The 22016-nt window shown below is 47.3% G+C and carries 20 protein-coding genes and 1 pseudogene; 14 read left to right on the top strand and 7 right to left on the bottom strand.

Annotation, left to right across the window (positions count from 1 at the left end; all coding sequences use genetic code 11):
* The first annotated feature begins 37 nt into the window (after nucleotides 1–37).
* From BED41_RS14305 to BED41_RS14255, 11 genes are all read left to right on the top strand, one after another.
* Nucleotides 38–1681 carry an amidohydrolase gene (locus tag BED41_RS14305; protein WP_066747807.1) on the top strand — a complete coding sequence of 548 codons (1644 nt, stop codon included), beginning with the start codon at nucleotides 38–40 and terminating at the stop codon, nucleotides 1679–1681.
* A gap of 34 nt (nucleotides 1682–1715) precedes the next feature.
* Nucleotides 1716–2600, top strand: a complete 885-nt coding sequence (locus BED41_RS14300; RefSeq protein ID WP_066747806.1) for a branched-chain amino acid ABC transporter permease — start codon at nucleotides 1716–1718, stop codon at nucleotides 2598–2600.
* 9 nt (nucleotides 2601–2609) lie between these two features.
* A complete protein-coding gene (locus BED41_RS14295; protein WP_066747805.1) occupies nucleotides 2610–3485 on the top strand; it encodes a branched-chain amino acid ABC transporter permease in 876 nt (291 codons plus the stop codon).
* Between the two features lie 5 nt (nucleotides 3486–3490).
* The gene (locus BED41_RS14290) at nucleotides 3491–4261 is read left to right on the top strand and encodes an ABC transporter ATP-binding protein (RefSeq protein WP_066747803.1); all 771 of its coding nucleotides are present in this window, start codon (nucleotides 3491–3493) and stop codon (nucleotides 4259–4261) included.
* 2 nt (nucleotides 4262–4263) lie between these two features.
* Complete coding sequence (locus BED41_RS14285) at nucleotides 4264–4992, top strand: ABC transporter ATP-binding protein (RefSeq protein ID WP_066747801.1); 729 nt, start codon at nucleotides 4264–4266, stop codon at nucleotides 4990–4992.
* A gap of 39 nt (nucleotides 4993–5031) precedes the next feature.
* On the top strand, nucleotides 5032–5814 hold the full coding sequence (allE, locus tag BED41_RS14280; protein WP_066747798.1) for a (S)-ureidoglycine aminohydrolase: 783 nt from the start codon (nucleotides 5032–5034) through the stop codon (nucleotides 5812–5814).
* A gap of 138 nt (nucleotides 5815–5952) precedes the next feature.
* Nucleotides 5953–6858: an aspartate/ornithine carbamoyltransferase family protein gene (locus BED41_RS14275; RefSeq protein WP_407712723.1), complete on the top strand. Its 906-nt coding sequence runs from the start codon at nucleotides 5953–5955 to the stop codon at nucleotides 6856–6858.
* A gap of 27 nt (nucleotides 6859–6885) precedes the next feature.
* Nucleotides 6886–8244, top strand: a complete 1359-nt coding sequence (allB, locus tag BED41_RS14270; RefSeq protein ID WP_066747791.1) for an allantoinase AllB — start codon at nucleotides 6886–6888, stop codon at nucleotides 8242–8244.
* 35 nt (nucleotides 8245–8279) lie between these two features.
* Nucleotides 8280–9464, top strand: a complete 1185-nt coding sequence (locus BED41_RS14265; RefSeq protein ID WP_229712324.1) for a pyridoxal-phosphate-dependent aminotransferase family protein — start codon at nucleotides 8280–8282, stop codon at nucleotides 9462–9464.
* A gap of 102 nt (nucleotides 9465–9566) precedes the next feature.
* Nucleotides 9567–10922, top strand: coding sequence for an allantoinase AllB (gene allB, locus BED41_RS14260; protein WP_066747788.1), 1356 nt, complete (start codon nucleotides 9567–9569; stop codon nucleotides 10920–10922).
* Nucleotides 10923–10948: 26 nt separating this feature from the next.
* Nucleotides 10949–11419 carry a NanQ anomerase/TabA/YiaL family protein gene (locus tag BED41_RS14255; RefSeq protein ID WP_066747785.1) on the top strand — a complete coding sequence of 157 codons (471 nt, stop codon included), beginning with the start codon at nucleotides 10949–10951 and terminating at the stop codon, nucleotides 11417–11419.
* A gap of 96 nt (nucleotides 11420–11515) precedes the next feature.
* Here BED41_RS14255 and BED41_RS14250 read toward each other — a convergent pair whose 3' ends face one another.
* The 3 genes from BED41_RS14250 to BED41_RS14240 all read right to left on the bottom strand — a co-directional run bounded on the left by BED41_RS14250 (nucleotide 11516) and on the right by BED41_RS14240 (nucleotide 15905).
* Nucleotides 11516–13129 (bottom strand): M20/M25/M40 family metallo-hydrolase, encoded by a 1614-nt coding sequence (locus BED41_RS14250; protein WP_066747783.1) that lies wholly within the window; start codon nucleotides 13127–13129, stop codon nucleotides 11516–11518.
* A 4-nt stretch (nucleotides 13130–13133) separates the two neighbouring features.
* Entirely contained in the window at nucleotides 13134–14555 is a 1422-nt protein-coding gene (locus BED41_RS14245; RefSeq protein ID WP_066747779.1) for an alanine/glycine:cation symporter family protein, read from the bottom strand.
* Between the two features lie 255 nt (nucleotides 14556–14810).
* Complete coding sequence (locus tag BED41_RS14240) at nucleotides 14811–15905, bottom strand: Coenzyme F420 hydrogenase/dehydrogenase, beta subunit C-terminal domain (protein ID WP_066747776.1); 1095 nt, start codon at nucleotides 15903–15905, stop codon at nucleotides 14811–14813.
* Between the two features lie 475 nt (nucleotides 15906–16380).
* Between BED41_RS14240 and BED41_RS14230 the strand changes: the two genes are divergently transcribed.
* Both BED41_RS14230 and BED41_RS14225 read left to right on the top strand, forming a co-directional pair.
* Nucleotides 16381–16887, top strand: a complete 507-nt coding sequence (locus BED41_RS14230) for an Lrp/AsnC family transcriptional regulator (protein WP_066747770.1) — start codon at nucleotides 16381–16383, stop codon at nucleotides 16885–16887.
* Nucleotides 16888–17554: 667 nt separating this feature from the next.
* Complete coding sequence (locus BED41_RS14225; RefSeq protein WP_066747765.1) at nucleotides 17555–18127, top strand: site-specific integrase; 573 nt, start codon at nucleotides 17555–17557, stop codon at nucleotides 18125–18127.
* A 215-nt stretch (nucleotides 18128–18342) separates the two neighbouring features.
* Here BED41_RS14225 and cptIN read toward each other — a convergent pair whose 3' ends face one another.
* From cptIN to BED41_RS14210, 4 genes and pseudogenes are all read right to left on the bottom strand, one after another.
* Entirely contained in the window at nucleotides 18343–18906 is a 564-nt protein-coding gene (cptIN, locus tag BED41_RS14220; RefSeq protein WP_066747762.1) for a type III toxin-antitoxin system CptIN family toxin, read from the bottom strand.
* A 170-nt stretch (nucleotides 18907–19076) separates the two neighbouring features.
* The gene (locus tag BED41_RS16985) at nucleotides 19077–19328 is read right to left on the bottom strand and encodes a Rha family transcriptional regulator (protein WP_084002577.1); all 252 of its coding nucleotides are present in this window, start codon (nucleotides 19326–19328) and stop codon (nucleotides 19077–19079) included.
* 34 nt (nucleotides 19329–19362) lie between these two features.
* Nucleotides 19363–19686: a BRO-N domain-containing protein gene (locus BED41_RS14215; protein ID WP_066747759.1), complete on the bottom strand. Its 324-nt coding sequence runs from the start codon at nucleotides 19684–19686 to the stop codon at nucleotides 19363–19365.
* Nucleotides 19679–19969: pseudogene (locus BED41_RS14210) on the bottom strand (Rha family transcriptional regulator); the annotation flags it as partial. The pseudogene BED41_RS14210 and the gene BED41_RS14215, both read right to left, overlap by 8 nt.
* Before the next feature lie 986 nt (nucleotides 19970–20955).
* On the opposite strand from BED41_RS14210, the gene BED41_RS14205 reads away from it, so the two are divergent.
* A complete protein-coding gene (locus tag BED41_RS14205; RefSeq protein WP_002837184.1) occupies nucleotides 20956–21993 on the top strand; it encodes an IS1595-like element ISSag10 family transposase in 1038 nt (345 codons plus the stop codon).
* The last annotated feature ends 23 nt before the right edge of the window (nucleotides 21994–22016 follow it).

Here is a 22016-nt window from a genome sequence, read left to right as displayed (position 1 = left end):
TGGTCTAATAGAGAAATAGTTTTGTGAGGTGGATATTATGGCTGTTAGTAAAAATAAAGTCGCGTTTTTTAATGCAAAAATCAGACCATTTGTAGATTTTAGACAGGCAGAGGCAATACTCATAGATGGAGGAAAAATAGTTTCGATCGGCCAGACAAATCAAGTTTTGGCAAATTGTGATAACAATGTACAAAAAATAGACCTTAAAGGGCGTACTGTGCTCCCAGGGTTTTACGACAGCCATATCCATCTCATGGAAACTTCTAAGGTTATGGATGAAACTTGGCTTGGTAATGTCAATTCAATAGAGGAAATGATTGAAATTGGCCGTAAAGAAGCCCAAACTCTTCAGAGGCAATCTGAATGGATTCTAGGCAGAGGCTGGGATCAAGAGAAATTTCCCGGAAAAGCCTATCCCAGTCGGTATGATCTAGATAAAATAAGTTCAGACCGGCCGATTCTCTATCAGCGTTGTTGCGGTATTGTCGGTGTCCTTAATACAAAAGCTCTTGAGATTGCGAAAATCGATAGAAATTTTAGTATAAAGGGTGGCATAGTTGATAAAGACGCTGATGGCAACCCTACAGGAATAGTTCGCAGAGAGGCTCTTGACGGTTGGGTAAAAAAACTGCTTCCCAAAATCACATCCCAAAGGGCGCAATTCCTTTTAAAAAGAATAACGCAGATATGCGCTGCGGCAGGAATGACGTCCGCCCAGTCTGATGATTTGATCATGGTTCTCAATGATGTGGATTTTCTTGATGACGCCTATTCGAAATTGGCGGCGACGGGAGAACTTTCGCTGCGGATTGGCCAGCAGTATCTATTGAGGAATATGGACATGCTGAGCCCATTTGTAGCTCAGGGACGCAAGACTGGCGACGGCGGAGAACTATTTTACACGGGGCCGTTGAAAATTATAGTTGACGGATCTCTGGGGTCGAGAACGGCGGCTCTTATAGAGAGCTATAGCGATGCGCCGGATACTAAAGGGCTTTTTGTACATAGTGACGAGGAACTTTTAGAAATGATGACCCTCGCTCATATGAGCGACATACAAATGGCCATTCACTCTATCGGAGATGCAGCGAGTGCCAAGGTTCTCGATATCATTGAATCTTTGCAGAAAAAACATGTCAATCCATGGAACCATCGCATAGTACATTGCCAGATAGGAAATCAAGAAATTTATAAACGTATGGCAAGGTTGGGGGTCAACGCCGATGTGCAGGCGCCTTTCGTAGCAAGCGAATGGCGCTGGGTGAAAGACAGGGTGGGGGAAAAAAGGGAAGCGGTAAGCTATGCATGGAAGTCGCTTTTAAATGCCGGAGTTGAGTTGGGGGGAAGCAGCGATTCCCCGGTGGAACCGTTTGCTCCGCTTTGGGGAATACAGGTTGCCGTTACGAGAACAAACATTGATGGATTGCCAGCAAATGGGTGGTTACCCAATGAAATCCTGTCAGTTGATCGAGCACTTCGTATGTACACACTTGGCTCGGCAACAGTTTGCGGCGAATCAAAATCCAAGGGCACGTTGGAAAATGGGAAGTACGGGGACATGGTTATTTTAAAAGAGGATCCGTTCCTGGTAAAGCCAAACGAAATAGCCTCTATTCCAGTTGATTTGACAGTTATGGGTGGACGCATCACTTTTGTGGGGGATTCTTCAATAGGTATCTAACAATATTGCCGCACTGCTTTATGGAGGGTTTAAAATGATAGAAATACTGCTTCGCCAGATATTAAACGGTCTATCTTTAGGTTCCGTATACGCGCTTATCGCAGTAGGTTATTCCCTGGTATATTCGATCCTTCTCTTTTCAAACTTTGCACATGGAGGTTTCTTAGTGGTTGGCGGTTACATTTGCTATTATGCGATGCTATCTGCCGGAATGGATATTACCACTGCCGCCGTTTCTGCAATGGCTGGTGCAGGCGTCGTGGCTGTATTCACCGACAGGCTTGCGTATAGACCAATAAGGGAGCGGTCCTCCAGGACAATATATCTGATGATTGCTTCAATGGGTATAAACATTGTTATTGAAAATATTTTTGTCGTAACTGTCGGTGGAAGATTTAGGGCTTTACCTGCGATCTTCCCCAGCGGAAGCCTTGACTTAGGCGGGATCATAACTGCAAGTTACTTTGACCTGTTCTCGCTGTTAATCTCTGCTATTTTCCTAGTAATATTACAGCTTTTCCTCATAAAAACAAAATGGGGGCTGGCTATAAGGGCGGCAGCATATAATCTTAGAACGGCCGGTCTGATGGGGGTAAATGTAAATAGATTGATTGCGATAGTATTTTTTGTTGCTGGCGTATTGGCTGCCGTTGGCGGTATCTTCTTATCCGCGAGATATACTCTCTACCCGCAGATGGGAGGGATCACGATAAAGGCTTTTATAGCGGCTGTCATTGGGGGACTGGGTTCTTTACCAGGTGCTGTAATGGGAAGTTTGGTATTAGGTCTTGCCGAGATGCTCACCACTGCATATATTTCAAGCCAGTTCCGTGACATCCTGGTATTCTCTATGCTTATTTTAACCCTTCTCTTTAAACCTACAGGTTTTTTCAACAAACAGATAGGCGAGAAAGTGTAGGTAAACGGCATGTCTGGTTATCTAGAGGGAATTATTGCTCTTTTGTGCATTAACTGTATTGCCGGTATGGGAGTCTCGCTGCTAACAGGGTTTACAGGTATTTTCTCTTTAGGGCATGCTGGGTATATGGCGATAGGAGCCTATACTGCGGCGGTTATGACAGTTGAATACTCTATCCATTGGTTTCCCAGTGTTATTTGCGGCGGTATTTTATCAATGGCTGTTGGATGGCTGATAGGTATACCAACATTAAAGCTGGATGGAGATTATTATTCTATCGCTTCGTTGGGGCTAGGAGAGACTATCCGGCTTCTGATTGAAAATGGAGGTTCCGTAACGAACGGAGCCCGGGGGTATCCTGGAATTGACGCGTTTACAACTGTACCCGTGGCTCTATCGTTTCTGGTTCTTATGGCCGTTGCGATGTTTTTTCTGATCAGCGGGAATTATGGAAGGGCTTTCAAGGCCTGCAGAGACGACAGTCAGGCTTCGTCTTTACTCGGATTTCACACAGCTCATTATAGAGTTTTGAGTCTGGCAATATCGGCGTTTTACTGTGGGATAGCAGGTGCTTTGATGGCAGGCTACATGTCTTTTGTTCAGCCTATAATGTTTGACTCAGCAAAATCCACGGAACTGGTAGCATTGGTAGTTTTTGGCGGATTGGGATCAATGAGCGGAAGCCTGGTGGGGGCCACTATTCTCACCTTAGTTACGGAACTTTTCCGGCCAATGTCAAAATATCGCATGCTTGTATATGGGATAGTGTTGGTCCTGATAATGGTTCTGAGGCCTTCAGGAATCATGGGCAAGCACGAACTCTCCCCAGAATACATTAAGGAATTTATTACCGGTAAAAGAAAACTTGCTGTGGTGAAAAGGTGATTTGTATGGATAAAGAGATACTAAGGTTGGAAAAGGTCAACAAATCATTTGGTGGAGTCCATGCTGTAAAAGACATAAGTATGACAATAGCTAAGGGTGAACTCACGGCTATTATCGGTCCAAACGGGGCCGGCAAGACTACTATATTTAATCTTATCTCAGGTGTATATAAAGTATCTTCCGGCGATATTTTCTTCAATAGTAAGTCTTTACTTAGATTTAGGCCGGATCAAATTGTTGGAATGGGAATATCGCGGACATTTCAGAATCTCAGGCTTTTCAACGATGCGTCAGTTTTGGAGAATGTGATGACTGCAATGCAGCAGCAGCAAAAATATTCTTTCTTTGAAGCGGTAAGCCACTTAGGACGCTGGAAGAATAAGGAAAAGGCTACCAAGGAAAGGAGTATGGAATTATTGGACAGGGTTGGGCTGGCAGATCGTTATATGCAGGAGGCGGGAACACTGCCGTATGGTCTCCAAAGACGCCTTGAAATGGCACGTGCTATCGCCCTTGAGCCAGAACTACTTCTTTTAGATGAACCCGCAGCCGGCATGAATGCGGAAGAAATCGAACAACTTAACCAATTGATACTCAAAATACATTCGGATTTTAATTTGACGATACTGTTAATAGAGCATCATATGGAGCTTGTTATGAAAATTTGCCCGCATATTATTTGTGTCAATTTTGGTGCAAAAATAGCGGAAGGTACTCCCAACGAGATACAAAATAACAAGGATGTTCTTGTCGCTTATTTAGGAGAGGACGATTAGCAATGAATAACAGGGCTTCGCTGCTTTCCGTGAACAATTTAACAGTTAATTATGGAGCTATCCAAGCGTTAAAAGGCGTGAATCTGGACGTCTACAGTGGTGAGATAGTCGCTGTAATCGGTGCCAACGGAGCAGGTAAATCAACTCTTATGAACGCCATAATGGGAGCTGTCCCTAGGGCAGGAGGAGAGGTCTTTCTGGATGGAAAACTACTCCCTAAAGAGAGCTTTAATATCGTTTCTGCCGGTATATCTTTATCCCCCGAGGGCAGAAAAGTCTTTGCTCCGTTGACTGTGATAGAAAATCTCAATATGGGGGCCTTCCCCATAAAAAATAGAGAAGAAATTTACTCAGAAATGGAAAAGGTTTTTAAGCTTTTTCCAAGGCTGAACGAACGGAAGACGCAATATGCCGGTACTTTATCGGGGGGAGAGCAGCAGATGCTGGCAATTGGCAGGGCGTTGATGGCGAAACCTCGAGTTCTATTACTGGATGAGCCATCTTTGGGATTAGCTCCCATTATTATCAGCGAGATATTTAAAGAGTTGACCGAGATTAACAGACAGCTTGGTATGACAATATTGATTGTTGAACAAAATGCGAGAAAAGCTTTGCTTTTATCGCACCGAGCGTATGTTATCCAAACGGGGCAGATGATTATGGAGGGAAATTCCTCGGATCTTTTACACAATAAAGATGTTGAAGAGGCATATCTTGGCGGGAATCGTTAATCTATTATCAAGATAAATAAATATAAAGGAGAGATTGTAATGGGAAAAGTCGGTTATCCAACGGAGCCATTGTCAACAAGAGCGGTTATCAAACATGGTGTATATTCTGTCATTCCGCCGGAGGGTAGGGTTATAAACACTATTCCAGGATTTGAGGGATTTGAATCTACAATTCTCGCATCCCCCAAACTTGGTGCTAGTTTTGTGATGATCATATCCACGGTTATACCCGGTGCAAAGACGACTATACCGTGGGGTGGAGACGGAATTGAGACTTTTGTCTATTTTATGGATGGTGAGGGTGAGCTTACCGTAAAAATTGACGAGAAAATCGAAAAACTGCCGCAGGGAGGTTTTGCGTTCTGCCCGGCCGACAAGGGATTGGAGCTCTTTAATGAGTCTACGGGAAGGTTTCGTGTCCTTCTGTATAAACAGCGCTATATTCCCGTTAAGGGAGTGTCACTGCCTGCGCCGGTCATTGGTAATATCAATGATGTAGAAGAGATGAACTATGCGGAGATGGATAATGTATTTTTAAAGGATTTCCTCCCTGTCAATGATATCGCTTTCGATTTTAATTTTCATATATTGTCCTTTGATCCCGGAGCCTGCCATCCCTTTATAGAGACTCACGTACAGGAGCATGGAGCCTACATTACCTCGGGAGAGGGAATTTATACACTGGGACCTGACCGTATACATGTTAAAAAAGACGATTTCTTGTTTATGGGTGCATACACGGAACAAGCGACATATGCAACGGGCCGCGAGAGGTTTAGCTATGTATATTCAAAAGACTTCAATAGAGATGTGGAACTTTAAAGAGTAATTTTTTTGAGGAGAATAGAGATGACACTTCCAAGAAGTTTTGCACCGGTTAATATCGCGGATAAATTAGATGAAACTGGAATGAGGGGACAGAATTTTATCTTCCTCACGGACTGGAAACGCGAACAGCTAATAAGCCTTTTTGAAGCTGCACAAATGATAGAGCCTTTCTGGAAGCATCGCCTGAATTTGATGAATAACAGGATCCTGGGGACAATATTTTTTCAGCCCAGTACCAGGACACGGTTCAGTACAGAAGACGCTATGGTAAGGCTTGGCGGCAGTGTACTTTCTGAATCTAATCCGCTACATAGCTCGTCAACGGCAAAAGGCGAGTCCCTGTTCGATTATCTGCGAACAGTATCTACTTATACAGATATTATCGGATTACGCCATTATGATGACGAGAAGGTATTTAGCTCTCTGAACGGTGCCACCGTGCCTGTGATAAGTTGTGGCTGGGGAGATGTCACGCATCCTACACAGGGTATACTTGACCTCTATACATGCTATCGTGCCTTTGGGGATTTCATGGGAATGAAGATTATGATTGCCACGCCGGATCTCTCTAGGGCAAGGAGTGGCCATTCTTTTGCGATGGGACTTGCTCAGATGGGAGCGGAAATCATTTATGTAGGCTCTAGTAAAAATAAGATGCTTCCTCTGGTGCATGATAAACTAAACGAAGCCGGAGCAAAATACGAGATATATAATGACTTAAGCAATGCGGAGATCATGGAGTTGATGTCGGATTGTGATGCCTGCTATCTGCCTGGATGCAGTGTACCTAAGGATAATCCTGAGGACCGAGCGGCTTTCCTGGATTTGATAAAGCCATTCTATATCACACTTGAAGGGCTGGAAACCATAAAGAAGAAAACGGGTAGGAAGGTAGGCATAATGCACTCTCTGCCGCGAAATGACGTTGAGTTTGACCATGATATCGATAATAGTGAATTTCAACTTTATTTTCAACAAATGGCTTTCAGTGTGCCGATACGGATGGCTTTGATAGCGGCGATGGTAGGTGTGAAATAGGTTCTTAGCGTGTTTAAGGAGAGGGATATGTTCGATCTTGTATTGAAGAACTGTATGGCCGTTACACCGCATGGTGTGGTTACATCTGATGTCTGTGTAAAGGATGAAAAAATCGCAGACATAATTCCATGTGGGAGAGACTTGCCGGCGGTGTCTGTTGTTGATATCGGACGCAAATATTTATTCCCGGGTGTTATTGACCCGCACGTCCACTTTAATGACCCCGGGCTGCCAGAGCGGGAAGACCTTCGTACCGGTACAATGGCCGCTGCCGCTGGTGGTGTGACGACGGTGATAGATATGCCCCTCTCCGGAAACCCTACGATTATTTCTCTTTCCGCGCTTGAACAGAAAAAGATGTCTGTTATTGAGAAAGCAGTTGTTGATTGTGCTTTATGGGGTGGACTGGTTAATGACAACACGGAATACCTGGTGGATATGGCAGGTTCTGGCGCCTGTGCATTTAAGGCATTTACCTGTTATGCGGGGGAAGATTTTCCTTATGTTACCAGGGATGTGCTTCTCAAAGGAATGATGGAAGCTGCTGCCCATGATTTTCTGATAGGCGTCCATTGTGAAGATGAGAAAATCGTCAGCGTGCTGGAGAGCGAGGCCAAATCATCGGGCAGAAATGGTGTGAAAGATTTTTTAAAGGCACATCCTCCAATCTCAGAAGAAAAAGCGGTGGAAATGGTCTTGGAGGTGGCAGAAATCAGCGGGGCCAGGGTGCATATATGCCATGCATCTATTCCAAGTGTGGTAGAAAAGGTTGTTGCCGCCAGAAGCCGCGGTGTTAAGGCAACTGTGGAAACATGCCCTCACTACCTGATTTTTACTGAAGATGACCTTGAAAGGATGCAGGGAATATTAAAGTGTACTCCGCCGGTAAGAAAACAAAAAGATGTGGACGGAATGTGGGATATGCTTTTATCAGGTAAGATTGATATGCTAGGCTCTGATCATTCTCCCTCAACGCGGTCTCAGAAAAAATCGCTACGTGGCAATTTCTGGGATATATGGGGAGGAATAAATGGGGTTCAAACGTTCTTTCCACTTCTTTTTTATCATGGAGTTATCAAAAGAGGACTCGGTGTTGAGGACCTTGCCAGGTTAACCTCCACCAAAGCGGCAGAAATATTTGGTCTATGGCCGGAAAAGGGAGCGATTTCTGTGGGGTGTGACGCAGACTTCATGGTATTTGACCCCACGGAAAAATGGTTGGTGTTTCAGGAAAATCTTTTTTATAAAAACAAGCATACACCATATCATGGGATGGCAGTTACGGGGAAAGTGGTGATGACATTCGTAAGAGGAAAATGTGTCTTTGACAGAGGCGTTATTAATTTAATACATGGTAGCGTGTTACACGCTCGTAGGACAAATTAATATTATCATTGTGAATGAAGGGAGCCGAAACAGAAATGGAACTTAAAGCAGGAATGACCTTACCGCTTCGTAAAACAACAGAAAAATTACTAATGGGCCCCGGCCCATCCAACGCCGACCAGCGTGTGCTGCGGGCGATGAGTGAGCCGATGATCGGGCACCTTGATCCCGATTTTCTGGGAATCATGAACGAGACCAGAGAGCTTCTTAAATACGTCTTCCAGACGGAGAACGAACTCACCATGGCGATGCCGGGAACGGGAAGCGCCGGTATGGAGGCCGCCTGGGCCAACACCGTACTTCCGGAGATGAAAGTCATCATCTGCGTCCACGGCGTATTCGGACAGAGGATGACGGACGTCGCCTCCCGCTACGGAGCCAACGTAGTCGTCGTCGGATCGCCGATGGGCAGGCCCATCGACCCTGCCGACCTGCAAAAGGCCATAAAAGACAACCCCGACGCGAAAGTAGTCGGCATTGTTCACGCGGAGACCTCCACCGGCGTCCTTCAGCCGCTTGAGGAGATCTCAAAGATGGTGCACGAGGCGGGGATGTTCCTGCTCGTGGACTGCGTCACCTCCCTCGGCGGTGTGGAAGTCCCTGTAGAGAGGCTCAAATTCGATATGACATACAGCGGGACCCAGAAATGCCTCAACTGCCCTCCCGGTCTGGCGCCTCTCACCGTCTCCCCGCGTATGGGCGAATGGATCAGCAAACGCGAAATACCCGTCAAAAACTGGTATCTCGACCTTAACATGATAATGCGCTACTGGGGAGAAGACCGCTTCTACCACCATACGGCGCCGATAAACATGACCTACGCGCTCAACGAGGCGCTGCGCATCATCCTCGAAGAGGGAAATGAAAAACGTTGGGAGCGCCACTGGTCCAATGCGCGTATCTTCTGGAAGGTGCTTGAGGCTATGGGGCTGAAGCCGGTCGTGGAAGAAAAATACCGTCTGCCGAGCCTGACCACCTACTACACCCCCGAGGGTGTGAACGAGGCTTCGGTGCGCAAATACCTTATGGACAAATACAGCATCGAAATCGGCGGCGGCCTCGGCGAGCTGAAGGGTAAGATCCACCGCGTCGGCCTAATGGGTGTCAACTCCAACCCCGCGAAAATGGCGCTGCTGACCGTAGCGCTATGCGACGCCTTCAACGCGCACGGATACAAGTGCGATACCGGTGCGGCGCTGGAGGTCTTGTCCGCACGATAGTTTTGAGATTAATGAAATAGAGGTGGATTTAGATGGCGTAATTTGTACGCCATCTAAATCTCCGATATTGATATGTTATATCTGTAAACTGGAGGTGCGCCAGTGTATGATTTAATTGTTTCAGGTGGAAAAATTGTCCTTGAGGAAAGGATTGTCCGTGCAGATATAGGCGTAAAGGAAGGTAAGATTGTTGCCATTGGCGAATTGTCCTCCTGCCTTGCTACCGAGATTGTTGATGCGCGTGGAAAATATATTTTTCCCGGCCTTGTAGATTGTCATGTCCATCTTAATGATCCTGGGTTTACATGGCGCGAAGATTTTTGCACGGGAACCTCAGCGGCAGCGGCGGGTGGTGTTACGACAGTCATTGACATGCCCCTCCAAAATGAACCTCCACTCTTTAACTTAGATGCTTTTTCAAAAAAGGCCAGGGTGCTTTCTGGCCGCTCTGCTGTTGACTATGCTTTTTGGGGTGCCGCGCTTAATTATAATATTAATGATATAAAAGAATTGCACAAAGCTGGATGTGTGGCATATAAGATATTTCTTGCTCCAGTGTCGGAAGACTACCAGACTCTTGGAGAAGATACTGTCGCAAGAGTTTTTAAAGAAACTTTACAATTTAATGGCCTGGTAGGTTTTCATGCAGAAGATTATTATACAATCAAAAAAGAAGAGAATAAGTTCCTTAATAAAGAAAACTGTAGTTGGCAAGATTATTTAACTACAAGGCCGCTATCCGCGGAACTTACCGCTGTAACAAATGTTATTGCATTAGTGAGAGAGACAGGAGCCCGCGCGCATATATGTCATGTGAGTCATCCGGCAGTGGCGGCGCTGATTGATTTTGCACAAAGAGAGGGTTTGCCGATAACGGCAGAAACCTGTATGCACTATCTTGTCTTTAGTTCTACGGATTTATTGGCAAAGGGAGCTTTTTTTAAATGTGCACCTCCGTTAAGGGAAGTCGATTGCCGGGAAAGGTTATGGAATTATGTCGCCAATGGTGTCCTGTCTGTTATATGTTCAGATCATTCTCCATGCAGAGAGGATGAAAAAGATGTCTCTCTGCATGGGGTATTTTGCGCGTGGGGAGGGATAAGCGGGCTTCAAAATACGATGCAGTTGTTTTTTGAATATGCCATAAACCAAAGAAAATATTCTCCTACACTGCTCTCCAAAGCTCTTTCCGCGAATCCTGCAAAGATTTTTGGCCTATATGGGCAAAAGGGTGCGGTCAAGATTGGTTTTGACGCAGATCTAGTTATATTTGACCCTCTTATGCCGTGGATAATTACAAAAGACTCTCTACTCTATAAAAATAAGATATCTGCATTCATCGGGTTATCCGGTATCGGTTTGCCGGTCAGAACTATTTTGCGAGGGAAAACAATCTATATACATGGCGAAGACAACGCCGCTTTTTACAATGGATGTTTGGTAATTCCCAAGGATTGATGTACATAGAGAGGAAGTAGACTCGGATGATCAGAACCACAGTGACAGAAATAAATAGATATTTTTGCTTGGGTCGGGGAATCAAGTTAGCGGTTGATTTTATCAAGAACAGCGACCTTGCTTCGTTGCCGCCAGGGCGTTATCCAATAGATGGGGCAAAGGTATTTGCCCTGATACAGGAGGTCCGTACGATATTCTCTGAGGAGGCGCTTTTTGAAAACCATTTCCGCAGTGCTGACCTACAAATGACTATTTCTGGCGAAGAATGCGTGGGTTATTGTCCCGTAGCAAAATTGATAAAATCCGGTAGCTACAATGAAGCTACTGATGTTCAGAATTATACGGGACAGGCCGATTGTATCATGCAAAATAAAGCAAATGAGAGCGTATCTATTTTCTTTCCTGAGGATGGACACCAACCATATGTAACAAGAGATATTTCCCAACCGATAAAGAAAATCGTCGTAAGAATAAATATGGAGTACATCGATAGTTGAGAATGGAAAATAGGGTATTGAACAGAGAGCAGTATAGAGGAGATTGCGTAAAAATGGCTATCCCCTCTATATCAATTTATATTTTATCTTCTATATTTACGCCCTCTCGATGATCTTCGCGATCGTCTCCGGCACGACCTTTTCAACGTCGGGGAGCCATACTCTCTCTAGCATCTGGTGGACATTGCCGCTGTGCGGGCCGAGGTTGTAGCAGGGGATGTTGAGCGCCGCGATATCGTCGAAGGGAATGTCGTAGAGGGAGCGCGGGACGGAGAGCTGTTCCATGAGGGCCTTTTCCGCCGCGGGATTTGTGCAGGACATATAGCTGATATCGGCCATGCCGGGCAGGTAGGGCATCATATCCAGTTCGTAGCCGTATCTGCCGGTTACTACCTCACGCACCGCCTCCTCAAATACGGATATATCGCAGTCAAGGTGTTCGTTGCTGTTCGCGGGATAGTAGGGCGGGGCCATGCCGATGACGAAGGCGGGGTAGTCGATGAGCGAGGCCTCAATCATCGTCCTGATGTGGGCGGCGGCGGCCTGCTGCATGTTCAGTTCGCCGGAGTTTATCTTCTCGGCGAGCTCCGCCTCTTTTTCTTTGATAAATTCGGCGTAGCCCTCCCCCTTGACCTCCTTTACCTTGCCGCACAGCTCGCTGAAGCTCATTACCACTGGCTCCGCTTTGAGACGCAGGGATTCGGTGACGAGTCCTTTGTTCTTGCAGATATCAAAGGTGGCGTTGTAGCGCGTCATCACATTTTTGAAAGCGGTACGGCATATATCCCGCAGCTTCTCCATGATCTCCCGCTGGCGGCCCTCTCCGAGAAAGAGGATGTTGGCGCATCCCACGGCGTATTCCGGCATGGAGACGTCGTAGGTGGTCTTCATATCCTTCATGATCTGGAACGACGGCGACTGCGTGCTGATGCCAAGGTCGCTGCTCATGAGCTCTGGGTTCAGCTCGATGCGGCGCACGGCCTCCGCGAGCATATAGGCGGCGTTGAGCCCCTCGATGTTCTGCGCGCAGTGCGCCAGCTTACCCTTTGCCATTATCATGGGCAGCATCTTGCCGGTACCGCCGCAGTAGACGCTGAATTTGTTGGGTTCGTCCGGCGAGGAGAGCTGCGGCTCGGTTATGACACAGAGCCTGTAGTCAAGCCCGAAACGGCGGCGCAGCTCCGAGAGCAGCGGCATCATCGTGCGGCAGCCGGCGGAGAGGTTTTCCTCGTCGCAGACGGCGGCGAAGAGAACGCTCGCCTCCGCGTTCTCCGTGGTGAAGAGCGCGTGCAGGTTTATAGCGATGCCGGCCTTCATGTCGGCGGCGCCGCGCCCAAAGAGCCAGTTGTCGTCCTCTGTCGCCGCAAGCGCCGCGTTGTCGGAGCGCACGACCTCTTTAAGGTGTTTCTTGAGTTCGTCCGGCTCCAGCGCGTAGGGTTTAAGCTCGCCGTAGGAGTCTATCTCGACGGCGTCATAGTGGCCGGAGAGGATGACCGTGCGGTTTGTGGAGCCCTTTTTAAGCGCCCAGACGACGGAACGCCCGAGGAAGTCGCCGCCGCTCTCCATGCCGCATAATTCCGGATGTTTGGCGAAGTATTCGTTCCGACGGATGATGTCGAATATTTTTTCGCCCATCTTCACCTCAAGTTTTGTGCCGGTGTCGCTCTGTACCGACACAAGTTCGTACAACAGTTCTCTTATTTCGCTCATATCTCTATTCCTCGTTTCCGATCAATATTTTTGCTTCTTCATGCTGGCATTTTGCGGTATCTTTCAGGTAATAGCGCGGATCGCTGAAGAACTCCTTTTTCAGCTCGACGGCCTTGCCGCTCATCATCAGGAGGCCGACGATGTTTGGAATCACCGTTATTCCGAGGACGAAATCGAGGAACTGGAAGATGAATTCCAGGCCGCCGACGGCGCCGAGGAAGATGGCGGCGATGTAGCCAAACTTGACCAGCTTGGAGAAGAAGGTGCCGAAGAGGTATTCCGCCTGTTTTTCACCATAGTAGATGATGACGATGACCGTGGAGAGGACGAAGAGCAGCATGCAGACGGAGACGACCCCGCCGCCGAACCGCTCGCCAAGCACGCTCTGGAAGGCGATGGAGGGCATCGCCGCGGCATTTGCCGTGCCGACCTTTGTCCAGACTCCCGAGGTGAGTACGACGAGGGCCGTCATCGTGCAGATGATGATCGCCGAGACCGTGACCTCGAAGATGCCCCAGAATCCCTGACGCACGGCGTGGTCCGTAGTCGCCGCCGAATGGGCGATCGGTGCTGAGCCCATCCCCGCCTCGCTGGAATATGTGCCGCGGGCTATGCCCCAGCGCATCGCCGCCGCGATGCCGGCCCCGGCGAAACCACCGGCCGCCGCCGAACCGGAGAAGGCGCTCTTGAAGATGAGGACGAATACCGCGGGGATCTGCGCCGCGTTGGCGGCGATGACGCCGAGCGAGCCGAGGATATAGAGCACCGCCATGAAGGGGACCAGCTTTTCCGTGACCGAGGCGATCCGCGTAATGCCGCCGAAGACGACGACGCCGACGAGCAGCATGAGGGAGACTCCCGCCAGCCAGGGCGCCACGCCGAGCACCTCCACCGTCTGCGTCGCGGAGACGGACTGGGCGGCGACGGAGAAGAAAATGACGACCATTGTGCCGAAGGCGTAGGTGAAGGCCATCGAACTGCCGAGCCTCTTATTTTTCAGCCCCTTGCTGAGATAATACATGGGGCCGCCAACGTAATATCCCTCGGAATTTTTTTCACGGTAATAGAGGCCGAGGACGACCTCGGTAAACTTTGTCGCCGAACCGATGAGCGCCGTCGCCCACATCCAAAGGACTGCGCCGGGGCCGCCGAAGGCGATCGCCACTGGGACGCCGATGATATTGGAGGCCCCGATCGTGGAGGCGAGCGCCGTCGTGGCGGCGGCGAAAGGAGATACGGAGCCCTCGCCGTCGATCTTTTTGAGCATGGAGCCAAAGGTCTGCCTCATGATGTAGGGGAAATAGACGAACTGGAAAAAGCCCAGGCGCACGGTGAGAAAGATGCCTCCTCCGACGATAAGGACCAGCATGGGATAGCCCCAAAGCCAATTTGATACAGCGGTAACAGCAGAGATTATCTGTTCCATTAATCTCACTCCCTTATAAAGGATTGTTTTTAGCAGCTCTTTTGAACGTTTATAATATACACAAGAATTGACTGAATAAACAGTGAATTATCACTAAATATTTTTGCCTGATTAGGAATATTAACTTTTATGGGAGGGATTTTTAGTGTAATTTTACCGGCGTAGGGGCAAACGGGCGAAAGGGCGAAGAAAAGCCGCCCATCGATGAAAAATGGGCGGTGAATAGCGGCTTTATTTTATCCGCCGCGGCGGTTTTCAGAGCGCGGATTTCAGGCCGGAACGCCGCACCAGCTCCCAGAACTCGCCGCGCTCCGGCGGGAATTTGCCGGGGTAGCTCAGCCGCTGCTGCTCGGCGGTTATCTCCTCTTCCGGCCGCTCGGATATCCTCATAGCCATGGATATCGCCTCAAGCATCGCCGCGCCCTTGGGGGTATTTACGATGAGCAGCGAGACGCCCAGGCCGTCGTAGAGCTCCGGCGCGTACTTTTCTATTCCCCAGCAGTCGGCGATCGTCATGTCCGAGGCGCGGCGCACGTCGGTGAAGCGGCACCTTTCACACGACGGGCGCGCGATCGTCCCCCTGTGAATGAATAAATTGTAGAAGCGGCCGTCCTCAAGAAAATCGTCCGCGCCCTCAATCCTGTACATGAATCCCTTATTGCTGTTTTTGCGAAGCCAGGGATATCTCTTGGAGCGGAAGCGGACCTCCGCCAGTCTGCCGCCGTTCTCCTCCTCCAGTAACCTCTTGTACCCTTCCCATATCAGCGGACTGGGAACGCTGTGGCAGATGAGGTCACAGACGAAGAGGTTTTCCGCCAGCGGGCTGCCGTTAAAGAAGGAACGTACGCCGGCGCACTGGCAGGGGGTGCCGGTGAATAAGACCTCGCTCCTGCCGAGCTCCTCCGCCAGCTTCTCATAAACGTCCCGCATGTCGCTCTGAACATATTTCGAGAGCCTCATCCTGTCACGTCCGGCAGCCGTCCTCGCAATGCGGTGGACGACGCGCAGGCCGCCGTCGAAATCCGCGCCGCAGACGGCGCCGCCCCTGCCGAGGATGACGTCGGAGACTGCGGTGAAGGCGCCGCCGGATGTCGAATGGCGGAGGACCTCTTCCGAGTTGTGAGTGGCGGAGAAGAAGCGCGGACGGCCCTCTTCCTTGAAGCTGCCCTCATGCTGCAGGGGGCAGACCCGCGCGCAGATACCGCAGTCGATACAGTGTTCGTGGTCGATGACAGGATAGAGAAAACCCTCCCCGTCTGGTGTCATCCTTATCACGTGACGCGGGCACCTTGCCTCGCAGACGCCGCAGCCGCAGCAGTTTTCTTTGTCTCCTTTATAGACCGTATCCATATTTATCCTTCCTCTCAAGAGAGCCTCCGGCTCTCAGATATCCTGCGTATTCAAAAAACAGACAGGCGAACATAAAAATCCGGTCCGCGGCGACCGACTCCATCCACGGCCGGCCAGAATATAAACCGGCGCGGCACGCACCGGTATCTGTATGATTGTAGCTTAAAACGTGAAGTCCATCCCGCCGATACCACGGAAAAAACCTGAAACGTATTGCAGCAGGGCATTTTTTTGACTCCTGCGTGAGCTTTTTCGCGAACATGGAAAAGATCCTCGTGCTCGTCAGCAAGAGAAACAGGGAGGACAACGAAAAGCGGCTCGTAAAGATGGAAAAATATCTGAACATGACGGGTCAGTATTAGAAAGTTTACTATCTTTCATTAATAAACTAGCATAAACTACCTTTTTGCCGGTCGATTTTAGCATAAAATAATACCAGTGTGTGATACCTCTCAGACGAAGGGTGGTTCCATAAATGGCGGCTAAGGACGACAGGTACAATATCGACGACATTGGCTGGAAGATAATCGAGGAGCTGCAGAAGAACGCGCGGATATCGTTCAAGCAGCTGGCGGAAAACGTCAACCTCTCCACCACCGCGACGGTGGAACGGGTGCGCAATATGGAGGACGCCGGCATCATCGAGGGCTACGGAGCGCGGATCAACCCGCGTAAGGTCGGCTATTCCCTGAGCGCTATCCTTAACTTCACGATGAACTACGGCAACCCCACCTCGGTGATAGAAAAGATCGTCGCGGAGACTCCGGAGATTGTCTCCTGCTGGTCGATAACCGGCACCAGCGACGTGATAATGGAGGTCAACCTGCCATCGCTGGAATTTCTCTCCTTCATACTGGCAAGCCTCACGAGGCACGGCAAGGTGACGACGAACATCGTGCTGCCGGGACGCTTCAAAAAACTCGACGTCAAGCGCCCGCGCGAGGTGCCGAAGGAGCTGCTTGAGGAACAGGAATTTAAATAGAGGCGCCGGCTGCGCACCGGATTGTTTGACAGCCGTGCCTTATGACTTGTCAGCCTCCATACGGCGGCTGTAAAGGCAGCAAAAAAGCCCCCGAAAGGGGGCCTGTTTTTATTAAATGGAGCCGGCGAGAGGAGACGGCTTGGTCAAAAAAATTTGACCTTTAAAATGTTGTCTCGCGCCTTGCTACCACTGACTATTTTCACATTGATACTAAATAACTCGGCTTAAATTTATTCGAATCCGTACCAAAGACCTGTGTAACGGTACAAGTATACTTTAAGTTCTTTCTATATACAAGTAAAAAATAAATAAGAAGATAGAATAGAATTTAATAGATATTACTATATCGATAATAAAATGTCTTTATATATAAAGACTTTCTAGCTAGGTCTATAAAACTTGTTACTGTGACAAATACGATTCTTGCGTTTTTGCACTAAAAAACTTTTATGTTGGAATGTAACAAAATCTACTTGTGTTGCATTCGCGAAAAAGAATAAATCCGGTGGTAGCCTATGTTTATCCTGCTTATGACGTTTTGCTTAAAAATCGCCTCTTGCATGAATGCAACATAATATGATAATATTGCCATATTGAAGCTCATTAAAGAAAATTTTTATAGCACGACTACAGAGACCATACAGAACAGACGAAGGGAGATTTTATCATGGAACTAGTAGAGCCTATACGCGACACAAAGAAAATCGACAGAATGAAAAAGTACCTCAAAGAGAAAAGCACCCGCGACTATTGTTTGTTTGTCCTCGGTATCAACTCAGGCCTGCGGATATCCGACCTGCTCAGTCTACAGGTCAAGGACGTAGCAGAGGATAACGGCAAGCTCAAAGAACGTATCACTATCACGGAACAAAAGACAGGCAAGACGAAAGACTTTCCCATAAGCGACACGGCAAGCAAGGCCATTAAAGAGCAGCTGGACGCTATGAAAAGCAAAGAGCCGACATCTTATCTGTTCCCGTCCCGTAAAGGCGGCGGTGCGATTCAGCGTTATCAGGCGTGGCGTATCCTTAACGAAGCCGCAAAGCACAGCGGCCTAGCTGACGACGCTATAGGCACTCATACCATGCGAAAGACCTTCGGCTACCACGCATATAAAAAGGGAATGGACATCACGATTATTCAAAAGCTGTTGAATCATTCCAGCCCTTCAATCACACTGTCGTATATCGGTATTACCCGCGACGACCTTGATAATGTTTATTTGAATCTCAATCTGTAGTGTCCTCACTCATTCCCCTGCATGATGGCGTACACCCCGCACGGGGGGATGTTGCCCGCGCTGGAAGAGGATATACCCGCACAGATTTTTCTGCAAAATTTACCGCGCCTTATGGTGTCCTTGTCTCATATTGCCTTACATTAATCCTATACACTAATTAAATGTAAACATAAAAGAAAAAATTTACCGTGTTTCTAAATGAGCAGATTAAGAGGTCATGTGTTCAGGTCTTTCACTAGCTCTTGATATATTGAGAAGATATCAGGGAATACCAGAGTATCTTTACTGACGGGCAACCCTGCTTTTATTTCACGTTCCGTTCTTTCCTTTACTCTTTTCCATATTCTTTTTGCGGCGGTTTCAATTTCAATTTGTGTCGATTTCCGAATAGATACAGGCTGGTTATTTGCTTTTTGAATGTATGTATTCGTTATATATTGCTCTGTTACAGGGCACATATTTTGAATTAAAAAGGCCGCTTGTTGGCCGAGGACATGACCTAGTATAATTGTGTCGCACCTTCCGTAACGTGCTTTTTTCTTTGCTATGATTGTTTGGTATTTTCCGTTCTTGTTGCCTGCCCTTGAAACTGGAACCATCCAGAATATATCAGGGTAGAATGTGTCTTTGAACGTATAGAAAAACGGTCTGGAAGTGCCGCATTCCTGTATGTGCATTAAATGCGGGTCATTAAATCGCCTGTAGTAAGCTATGTCTAAGAAGCAAAACTCACCGACATTCATTTTGCTGATTCCCTTCATAAAAGCAGAGGCCCACATATAGTAGGCCTCCGACCAATTTTAGCTTGGCCTCTTATATCCCGCTTGCCAAGTAGCGGTAAACATTTTAGCTTGGCCTCTTATATCCCGCCCGCCAAGTAGCGGTAAACATTTTAGGTGGTGTTTTGTTCCTGTAAAAAGTATATAGCAGGGACAACAAAATATCAAGTCTATCTCATTATCGGTGAAGCTGTCACGTCGCGGGTCATGAGGTATTCGGGTTCTTCGCGTGTGCCGCCTCTAGGCATTGCAACGGTTCGTGATGTCGGCTCAAAATTGAGCACACAAAATTCAGCGTCACAATCAAGAGCCTTTATGTCACGTATTACATTTTTGTGTTCTTTCTCAAACACCTCTGCTACTTTCCTGCTTGATACTACGGGGCGGTTGTTTTCTATTGTTATTCCGAGTTCGTTGGTCAATCTAAAATTGGATTGACAAAACGTCGCGTCGCATTCATTGCCAGGACGGAGAAGCCGGGAGGACTTCTTCAAATACCCAGCGCTCAAATTTCTGAGCGGATGGAAGTCTCGACGCGCAGATAAGACGGTAGATGTCTGGTTCGGAAATGAAGGTCGCTTCCGGTGTCCTGCCAAGCGAATCGATGAGGTGGCGTTTCACCACCCCACGGCAATGCTGTTTCAAGGCGTTTACTGTATCAGCGTATCCCAATGCTTCCGCGACATCTTTTTCGCAGAAGAGAATTGTTCCGTCCTCTTCGGTGAGGGTTCTTATATTGCCGAATTCGGGGTTGTTGAATATCTGGATTGAATTAGTCATTTTCGTCGTTCCTTTCCATGGTGTTGAAGGCTTCTGCGTATTTGATTTTCCACTGTAGCGCCTTGGCACCAGTGAAGCCCATCGCAAGGAGCGATAAACCGTCGCGGGTTATGAGATATTCAGTTTCTTCGCGTGTGCCGCCTCTAGGCATTGCAACGGTTCGTGATGTCTCCTGAAAATTCAGGAGACAAAATTCTGCGTCACATTCAAGCATTCTGATACTCTGTATTACATTGTCGTGGCGTTTCTCAAACACCTCTGCAACCTTCCTACTTGATACTACGGGGCTGGTTTTTCCTCTCTTAGATGGCCGGTTTTATTTTTCTCGGTTGTAGCAGTGACTTTTTACCGTGCGTTTTTTCGGCAGCTTTATTCTTTCTTAGGTGCAGGGTAAATTTTTTCTCGGCGATACCAGCGCTTTAAGCTGTGGCGTGTGGCGCTTATGCCGCAAGTTTGACCGATTGCGGCGTCGTTTATTCTTTCCTAGGTACGACGTAAACTTTTTCTCAGTTATACCAGCGTTTTTTTGTGCCTCGTTTGTTGTGTGTTTTTCAGGTCGATTGCGGTGACACTTATTCTTTCCTAGGTGGTCTGTTTTATTTTTTCCTGTAATACCAGTGTTTTTCTTGTACCTTGTTGTGCGGTTTGGGGTCGCTTCCTGTGGCGTTTATCATTTCTTAGATGGGCCGTTTTGTTTTTTTCCTGTAATACCAATGTTTTAAGCCACGCCATGTGACGCTCAACTCAATCGTGTCGGGACTGTCGAGTCGAGACGACGCAATTTTATTGCTCTGTCGTGTGGGCTTCTTACTTTCTGTAGTCAGGTCAGCCATAGTATTTATTTCTTGTCATAACAGAGTCAAGAAAAAAGAAAAAATTTTTATGAAAAATGACGTTGCTATATATCGCTGCTTAGACGGTTTGTTTTCCCGGTGATATCAACGACACAACGACGACGCGACGATTTGTGGAAGGCAAAAATGTCAAGGCTTTAACCTTTACGCCCATATTGACAACTTGCAAAATCCATGCTACACTGCGCTTGTCCAGCGCGGGGGTAAACTATATATTATTATTAAGATATACTTATTAATATTATTAAGAGAATTTAATATTTACTTAATATAGTTAAGAGTATTCTCTGATATTATTATATTATTGGTAATAGTGTTATTAATAAAGGCTCTGTCACAACAAATGGTTGATTTTTGACGAGAAATAGCGTATAATAATAGTAAGAAACAGTACCACCGAAGGAGGTAATTGGATATGCCTACTATCAAAGACGCATTAGATATTATCGGTAAGTTGACTGTCGCAGAGCAGGAAAGCCTTAAAACAATGCTTTTAAGTCCTGCCTTTGTAAAGTCTTTGAATATTGAAGATTTCGTAGCAAAGGAACGCTTTGCAAATGGTCGTGTATGCCCTCTTTGTGGCTGTATCCATGTGGTTCGCAATGGTCATCGTAAAGATGGCACACAGCGATATGTATGTAAGGATTGTGGCAAGTCCTTCGTGATTGCTACGAACTCCATTGTGTCTGGTACAAGAAAAGACTTGTCCGTGTGGGAGCAGTACATTGATTGTATGATGAATGGCTTATCCATTCGTAAGACTGCTGTTGCTTGTGGGATTCACAGAAACACCGCATTCCTTTGGAGACACAAGATTTTGGATGCACTTCAGAATATGGCAGACGATGTTACCCTTGACGGCATTATTGAGGCTGACGAAACTTTTTTCGCCATCTCGTACAAGGGCAATCATAGCAAGAGTAAGACATTTGCTATGCCACGCAAGGCTCATAAGCGTGGTCATTCTACACATATCAGAGGCTTGTCCCAAGAAAAGGTATGTGTTCCTTGTGCGGTTAATAGGAATGGCTTGTCTATCTCCAAGATTACGAATACTGGTAGAGTTTCTACAAGAGATTTACATCATATTTATGACGGTAGGATTAAGACCAATTCCACTCTTGTTACGGACAAGATGAACTCCTATGTGAGATTTACAAATGCCAATGGCATTGACCTTGTGCAGTTAAAGACTGGCAAAGCCAAGAAAGGCATTTATAATATCCAACATATCAATAGCTACCATAGCCAGCTAAAGAGGTTTATGCGTGGCTTTAACGGTGTTTCTACCAAGTATCTGAACAACTATCTTGTGTGGAATAACCTTGTAAATTACGCCAAAGAAAGCGACATGGAGAAAAGGAACATCTTCTTAACTTTCGTTTTGGCAACATTGAAAACTGCTAAATGCAGAGATTTATCAAACAGACCAGCAGTTCCTCTGGTCGCCTAATTAGAATTTGTGGAGATGATAAG

This window comes from Cloacibacillus porcorum, assembly GCF_001701045.1.
Classification (GTDB): domain Bacteria; phylum Synergistota; class Synergistia; order Synergistales; family Synergistaceae; genus Cloacibacillus; species Cloacibacillus porcorum.
Note: the sequence above shows the minus strand (reverse complement) of the source record. Positions and strands in the feature narration are given on the sequence as shown.

What these genes read in the sequence shown, in the direction of transcription:
- allE (WP_066747798.1), top strand. Translation starts at nt 5,032, where the DNA reads ATGGGAAAAGTCGGTTATCCAACGGAGCCATTGTCAACAAGAGCGGTT.
- BED41_RS14265 (WP_229712324.1), top strand. Translation starts at nt 8,280, where the DNA reads ATGGAACTTAAAGCAGGAATGACCTTACCGCTTCGTAAAACAACAGAA.
- BED41_RS14245 (WP_066747779.1), bottom strand. Translation starts at nt 14,555, where the DNA reads ATGGAACAGATAATCTCTGCTGTTACCGCTGTATCAAATTGGCTTTGG.
- BED41_RS14215 (WP_066747759.1), bottom strand. Translation starts at nt 19,686, where the DNA reads ATGACTAATTCAATCCAGATATTCAACAACCCCGAATTCGGCAATATA.
- BED41_RS14295 (WP_066747805.1), top strand. Translation starts at nt 2,610, where the DNA reads ATGTCTGGTTATCTAGAGGGAATTATTGCTCTTTTGTGCATTAACTGT.
- BED41_RS14285 (WP_066747801.1), top strand. Translation starts at nt 4,264, where the DNA reads ATGAATAACAGGGCTTCGCTGCTTTCCGTGAACAATTTAACAGTTAAT.
- cptIN (WP_066747762.1), bottom strand. Translation starts at nt 18,906, where the DNA reads ATGTGGGCCTCTGCTTTTATGAAGGGAATCAGCAAAATGAATGTCGGT.
- BED41_RS14300 (WP_066747806.1), top strand. Translation starts at nt 1,716, where the DNA reads ATGATAGAAATACTGCTTCGCCAGATATTAAACGGTCTATCTTTAGGT.
- BED41_RS14250 (WP_066747783.1), bottom strand. Translation starts at nt 13,129, where the DNA reads ATGAGCGAAATAAGAGAACTGTTGTACGAACTTGTGTCGGTACAGAGC.
- BED41_RS14305 (WP_066747807.1), top strand. Translation starts at nt 38, where the DNA reads ATGGCTGTTAGTAAAAATAAAGTCGCGTTTTTTAATGCAAAAATCAGA.
- BED41_RS14230 (WP_066747770.1), top strand. Translation starts at nt 16,381, where the DNA reads ATGGCGGCTAAGGACGACAGGTACAATATCGACGACATTGGCTGGAAG.
- BED41_RS14290 (WP_066747803.1), top strand. Translation starts at nt 3,491, where the DNA reads ATGGATAAAGAGATACTAAGGTTGGAAAAGGTCAACAAATCATTTGGT.
- allB (WP_066747791.1), top strand. Translation starts at nt 6,886, where the DNA reads ATGTTCGATCTTGTATTGAAGAACTGTATGGCCGTTACACCGCATGGT.
- BED41_RS14240 (WP_066747776.1), bottom strand. Translation starts at nt 15,905, where the DNA reads ATGGATACGGTCTATAAAGGAGACAAAGAAAACTGCTGCGGCTGCGGC.
- BED41_RS14255 (WP_066747785.1), top strand. Translation starts at nt 10,949, where the DNA reads ATGATCAGAACCACAGTGACAGAAATAAATAGATATTTTTGCTTGGGT.
- BED41_RS14225 (WP_066747765.1), top strand. Translation starts at nt 17,555, where the DNA reads ATGGAACTAGTAGAGCCTATACGCGACACAAAGAAAATCGACAGAATG.
- BED41_RS14205 (WP_002837184.1), top strand. Translation starts at nt 20,956, where the DNA reads ATGCCTACTATCAAAGACGCATTAGATATTATCGGTAAGTTGACTGTC.